This is a genomic window from Amaricoccus sp. (assembly GCF_017995835.1).
GTDB lineage: Bacteria > Pseudomonadota > Alphaproteobacteria > Rhodobacterales > Rhodobacteraceae > Amaricoccus.
In genome coordinates, this window is sequence record NZ_JAGOID010000141.1 from 1 (window position 1) to 5,827 (window position 5,827).

Consider the following 5,827-nt stretch of genomic DNA (forward strand, 5'->3'; position numbering starts at 1 on the left):
GTAGCCCGCCGGGGCGCCGGGAAGGGCGGGGACGGTCACGAGGCCGGGCGGCGGCGGGGAGGGGATCTCGTCGAGCCCTTCCTTCAGCCCCCAGAGCACCATGCGCAGCCGCGTGGGCGCGGGCTTCAGCATCAGCGGCTGGAAGACCGTGTGCTGCCCGAAGCGGACGCCGTGCTTGCGCAGGCTCGAGCGGCCGTCCTGATCGAGCGCCTTCACGTCGTCGGCGATCTCGGGTCGCGGCAGGACGCCGAGGCTCTCCACCATGCGGAACGCGATGCCGCGCGCCATTCCGGTCAGCGCCTCGTCGTCCCGCATCGCGATCAGCGGCGCGAAGAGAGCGGCGATCTTGCGGTCGATCCAGTGTCCCAGCCGACGCTTGACCTTTTCGGCGATCTCGGGCGGCGCGTCCTCGTCGACGAAGGCCGTCACCTGCGGTGACAGCGCGTCGGCGCCCGGCGCGAGCCGCCCCACGGCGTGCTCGCCCCACATCAGCCCGCCCTGCTCGGTCACGTCGATCTCGGGATCGGGGGCGTTGTAGAACCGGTCCGCCCTGAGCGACAGCGCCGGCGCCAGCGCGGCGACCCCCGCGGCCCGCAGCGTCTTCGCCGCCTCGGGATCGGCCGTCGGATCCAGCCGGAACCGGAAGCCGTCGAGACGGCCGATGAACTGGTCGTCGATCGTGACCTCGCCGCTATCGGACACCTTCGCCACCAGCGTCTCCCTCTGCTTCAGCCGGCGCATCAACACGGACGTGCGCCGGTCCACGAACCGCTGCGTCAGGCGCGCGTGCAGCGCGTCGGACAGCCGGTCTTCTACCGCACGGGTCTCGCCCCGCCAATGGTCCGCGTCGTCCACCCAGCCCCGGCGCTGCGCCACGTAGGTCCAGGTCCGGATGAAGGCGAGCCGCTTCGACAACGCATCGATATCGCCTTCGGTCCGGTCGATGCGATGAATCTGGCCGGCGAGCCACTCCGTCGGCACGCTTCCGCCGTCGTGCAGGAACCCGTGCAGCCGCGCGCAGAGCCGCGCGTGCTCGCCCGGCGACACCTTGCGGAAGTCGGGAAGCTGGCAGACGTCCCAGAGGAGCCGCACGTCGCGGGCGTTGCGAACCTTCCCCGCCACGTCGCCGACCTCCATCAGCGCCTTGAGCGTGGCGACGTCGTCGGCCTCGCGCGCGCGTTGCAGGTCGGGATGTTCCGAAGGCGCCTCCAGGCTCGCCACCAGCGCCTCGGTCGAGCCGAAGTCGAGCCGCGCGTTGCGCCATTGCAGCCGGCGCAGCGGGGCGAAGCTGTGACTCTCGATCGCCTCCACCACCTCCGGGTCGAGGGGATCAGCCTCGCCGGTCACGCCGAAGGTGCCGTCCGCGGTGTAGCGCCCGGCTCTGCCGGCGATCTGCGCCAGCTCGTTCGGGGCCAGCGCCCGGTGCCGCCGCCCGTCGAACTTCACCGTGCCGGCGAAGGCGACATGGGCGATGTCGAGGTTGAGCCCCATCCCGATGGCGTCCGTCGCGACCAGGTGGTCGACGTCGCCGTTCTGGTAGAGCGCCACCTGGGCGTTGCGCGTCCGCGGGCTGAGCGCGCCCATGACCACGGCCGCCCCGCCCTTCTGCCGGCGGATCAACTCGGCGATCGCATAGACGTCGTCCGCCGAAAACCCGACCACCGCGCTCCGCGGCGGCATCCGGCTGAGCTTGCGCGGGCCGGTGTACGAGAGCTTCGAGAACCGCTCCCGCCGGAGGAACTGCGCCCCAGGGGCCAGGCTTCCGATCCGGGCCCGCATCGTGTCCGAGCCGAGGAACAGCGTCTCCGAGAGGCCGCGGGCGTTGAGCAGCCGGTCGGTGAAGACATGCCCCCGGTCCGGATCGCCGCAGAGCTGGATCTCGTCGACGGCGAGGAACTCCGGCAGGATGTCGACCGGCATCGCCTCGACGGTGCAGACCCAGTAGGCCGCCCGCGCCGGCACGATGCGCTCCTCGCCGGTGACGAGCGCCACCACCGAGGGGCCGCGCAGCTCGACCAGCCGGTCGTAGACCTCGCGCGCGAGCAGCCGCAGCGGCAGGCCGATGATGCCGGTGCGATGCGCCAGCATCCGCTCGACGGCGTAGTGGGTCTTGCCGGTGTTGGTCGGCCCGAGCATCGCCGTGACCCGGGCGGGCGTGTCGAGCATCCCTCGTCCCTCCGCGGATTGGCCGGTCTAGAGCTCGGTCGACCCCGTGGCCCGCTCGAGCCGCTTGCGCGTCTCCTGCAGGCTGGGACGGTTCGGGTTGATGGCGAGCGCCGCCTCGGCGGCGTCGATCGCGAGATCGGGCTGCTCCATCGCCTCGAAGATGGCCGCGAGCCCCTCCAGCGCGCCGAAATGCTTCGGATTGAGCGCGAGGGTCCGCTCGATGTCGGCGAGGGAGAGCGAATACTCGTCCATGTAGAAGAACGCCGTCGCCCGCCCGTTCCAGCCCTCGGCGAATTCGGGGGCGTGGTCGATCAGCGCGCTGAAATGTTCGACCGCGGCGGCGTAGTCCTCCGCCGCCATCGCCTCCTGGCCGCGGCGCAGCAGGAGGTCCATCGCCGGAGAGCCCGATTGCGACCAGAGCCGCTCGATCTCCGTCTCCACGGTCTCCCAATCCGCCCGGCCGGGCTCCGACAGCTCCGTCAGCAGTACGTCGAGCTTCGCGGCCCGCTCGCCCCGGGACTGCGCGAAGCCCGCCGGCGCAGACACGAGCAGGAGGGCGACGAGAACGCCGGACGGGGCGCGGGAGAGCTTTTGAAACCCGGTCATGCCGACTAGATTAGGCATCGACGGCAGAAATGCGAGGGTCGCGGCCCCGCCAACCGGAGAAAAGACATGAGCGACGTCCTGGAAGGCGCGGTTTCGGCGCTGAACGCCAAGCTCGCCGGCTCCGGCTTGGACGGGGCGGTCAAGTTCGTGATCGAGGAGGCGGGGGCGCTCGTCCTCGACGGCGCGGGCGCGCGGATCGGCGACGAGGAGGCCGACTGCACGCTGACCGCCGACATCGACACGTTCCGCGCGCTCCTCGACGGCGATCTCGACCCGACCGCCGCCTTCATGAGCGGCCGGCTCAAGGTCGATGGCGACATGGGGTTGGCCATGAGGCTCGGCAGCTTGCTGGCATGAGCGGAGAGGCGCCCTTCTTCGCCGAGGTCGCCGACGCGCCCGAGGGCGTTCGGGCCTTCTGGATGGAGGCGCAGGACGGGACGCGGCTGCGGGCCGCCGTCTGGTCCGGGGGCGCCGCGGGCACGGCGATCGTGCTGCCCGGGCGCACCGAGTTCGTCGAGAAGTACGGCCGGGTCGTCACGCGGCTGCGGGAGCGGGACCTTTCGGTCGCGGTGATCGACTGGCGCGGCCAGGGTCTGTCGCAGCGCCACCCGGTCACGCCCCATCTCGGCCATGTCGACGACTTTCGGCGCTACCAGGAGGACGTGCGCGCGCTGCTCTCGCATCCCGAGGTCGCGGCGCTGCCGGGACCGCGGCACATGATCGCGCATTCGATGGGGGCCTGCATCGGGCTTCGGACGCTGCTCGAGGAGTCGGGGTTCGCGACGGCGGTGTTCACCGCGCCGATGTGGCACCTCCAGATGCGGGCCGCGACGCGCGAGCTGACGGCGAAGATGACCCGGCTCGCCAGCGCCTTCGGGTTCGGGCTGCGCCTGACGCCGGGGGCGAGCCCGCGGCCGACGGCGCTGTCGGTCGAATTCGAGACCAACGCGCTCACCTCCGATCCCGAGCACTTCGCCTGGTGCGTGCGCCAGATCACCGCGCATCCCGAGCTGTCGCTGGGCGGGCCGAACGTGCAGTGGACGCGGGCGGCGCTCGAGGAGATGGCGCGGCTCTACGTCGCGCCTCTGCCGAACCTGCCGGTCCTGACCTTCCTCGGGTCCGAGGAGCGGGTGGTCTCGGCGAGCGTGATCCGCTCCCAGATGAAGGCGATGCGCGCCGGGCGGCTGGTCGATCTCGAAGGGGCGCGGCACGAGATTTTCATGGAGCGCCCGGAGATCCTCGCCGTGGTCTGGAACGAGATCGACGGCTTTCTCGCCGCGCCCCTTTCCGGGCGTCAGGCCGTCGGCTGATACCGGCGAGTCTGCCGGGCCGCCCGGCGCAACACGGGCTAACACGCGTGATAGATAGGGTAACTACCTGAGCACACACGATAAAAGTGTTAAGCCCGAAAGGTCCGCGAGCATGAGCCCGCCGGTATGAGTCGGACTCAGGCGCCCGCGACCCCGGAGAGGATCGCCAGCGCCTCCGCGTGGACGCGGCGGTCGCCCGCGGCGAGCACGCGGCCGCCCATGTGCGCCGGGCCGCCCCGCCAGTCGGTGACGACGCCGCCGGCCGCCTCGATCACCGCCTGCGGCCCCTGGACGTCATAGGCGAAGAGCCCGGCCTCGATGACGAGGTCGATCTGCCCGAGCGCGACGAGGGCGTAGGCGTAACAGTCGAGCCCGTAGCGTGTGAGCCGGACGCGATCGCGGACCGCCTCGAAGCCCGCCCTCTCGGCCGGCGTGCCCACCTCGGGAAAGGTCGAAAACAGGACGGCGTCGGACAGCCGGCCGCAGGGCCGCGAGAGCAGGGGGCGCTCCGCGTCGCCCCGGCGCAGGACGGCGCGGCCGAGGCCGCCCATGAACCGCTCGCCGATATAGGGCTGGTCGACGACGCCGAGCGCCGGCCCGTGGCCGACGTCAAGGCCGATCAGGGTGCCCCAGCTCGGCACGCCGCTGAGGAACGCCCGCGTCCCGTCGATGGGGTCGAGCACCCAGGTGAGGCCCGAGGTTCCGGCCTTCGGCCCGAACTCCTCGCCCAACACCCCGTCCTCGGGGCGGCGGGCCTCGATATGCGCCCGCATCGCCGCCTCGGCGGCGCGGTCGGCGTCGGTGACCGGGTCGAACCGGCCGACGCCCTTGTTCTCGACCGCAAGCCCCCGGCTGCGGAAAAGCGGCAGGCTGTGCGTCGCCGCGATGTCGGCGAGTTCCTCCGCCATGCGCCAGAGATCGGCGACGAGGTCGGGCGGAAACTTCATGTTCGGACAGTCTTCATGCCCGGATGCCGGACGACGCCGTCGCCGCCCGGCCCGGAGCGATCAGTCTGCGTACCGCGGCCCTCAGGCCACGTCGCTCAGCACGCGGGCGAGGTCGAAGAGCCGCCGCCGCTGCGCCTCGGGGATCGAGTAGTACGACCGCACCAGTTCCAGCGCCTCCTTGTCGGCCAGCAGGTCGCCCCGCTGCGCCTCGACGGCGGCGTTCGTCCCGGCAGGGGCCTCGGACTCGCTGTCGAACCCCTCGAAGAAGAAGCTGATCGACACGTCCAGCGCCTGGGCGATGTCCCACAGCCGCGAGGCGGAGATGCGGTTCATCCCGGTCTCGTACTTCTGGATCTGCTGGAACTTGATGCCGACGATATCGCCGAGCTGCTGCTGGGTCATGCCCACCATCCAGCGCCGGTGCCGAACCCGCTTGCCGACATGCACGTCCACGGGGTGTCTCATCTGAAGGCTCCATTTCCGCATTCTGGGTCGCTGCCCAGATCAATGCATGTTCCGTGCCAACTCTCGCACGGCACGCGATGAGCGTCTCGCGAGTTCAATCTGTGGTTTTCCGGGGGTCAATGATCGTCTGTCGACGCAACCGTAGGGAGAATCGTGGGCGGCATCCCAAACCGCAAACACAACCTTGCCGTGAATTGCAAAACCTCGTTGCAGAATGCGAAGGTCAGGAAGCCGCCTGTCGCGCATGGCGGCGACGCTCGTGCGGATCGAGAAAACGCTTGCGCAGACGGATGCTCTTCGGCGTCACCTCGACGAGCTCGTCATCCTCAATGT

Annotated in this window: 7 protein-coding genes; 2 read left to right on the forward strand and 5 right to left on the reverse strand. The window is 70.7% G+C overall.

The window, feature by feature from the left end; genetic code table 11:
- Window positions 1-2,166: helicase-related protein (locus KBA23_RS15210; protein WP_290742623.1), on the reverse strand; the 2,166-nt coding region annotated here is incomplete at its 3' end.
- A 27-nt stretch (window positions 2,167-2,193) separates the two neighbouring features.
- The gene (locus KBA23_RS15215; RefSeq protein ID WP_290742624.1) at window positions 2,194-2,772 is read right to left on the reverse strand and encodes a tetratricopeptide repeat protein; all 579 of its coding nucleotides are present in this window, start codon (window positions 2,770-2,772) and stop codon (window positions 2,194-2,196) included.
- A 66-nt stretch (window positions 2,773-2,838) separates the two neighbouring features.
- Between KBA23_RS15215 and KBA23_RS15220 the strand changes: the two genes are divergently transcribed.
- Both KBA23_RS15220 and KBA23_RS15225 read left to right on the forward strand, forming a co-directional pair.
- The gene (locus tag KBA23_RS15220; protein ID WP_290742627.1) at window positions 2,839-3,129 is read left to right on the forward strand and encodes an SCP2 sterol-binding domain-containing protein; all 291 of its coding nucleotides are present in this window, start codon (window positions 2,839-2,841) and stop codon (window positions 3,127-3,129) included.
- Window positions 3,126-4,082 carry an alpha/beta hydrolase gene (locus KBA23_RS15225; RefSeq protein ID WP_290742630.1) on the forward strand — a complete coding sequence of 319 codons (957 nt, stop codon included), beginning with the start codon at window positions 3,126-3,128 and terminating at the stop codon, window positions 4,080-4,082. Before KBA23_RS15220 ends, KBA23_RS15225 begins: the two co-directional genes overlap by 4 nt.
- 137 nt (window positions 4,083-4,219) lie before the next feature.
- Here the strand turns inward: KBA23_RS15225 and hisN are convergent, their stop codons facing one another.
- The 3 genes from hisN to KBA23_RS16905 form a co-directional block, all read right to left on the reverse strand.
- Complete coding sequence (gene hisN, locus KBA23_RS15230) at window positions 4,220-5,029, reverse strand: histidinol-phosphatase (RefSeq protein ID WP_290742633.1); 810 nt, start codon at window positions 5,027-5,029, stop codon at window positions 4,220-4,222.
- Between the two features lie 81 nt (window positions 5,030-5,110).
- Window positions 5,111-5,494: a helix-turn-helix transcriptional regulator gene (locus KBA23_RS15235; protein WP_290742636.1), complete on the reverse strand. Its 384-nt coding sequence runs from the start codon at window positions 5,492-5,494 to the stop codon at window positions 5,111-5,113.
- Between the two features lie 223 nt (window positions 5,495-5,717).
- Window positions 5,718-5,827, reverse strand: a 110-nt coding sequence (locus KBA23_RS16905) for a hypothetical protein (RefSeq protein ID WP_366935326.1), incomplete at its 5' end; no start/stop codon positions are given.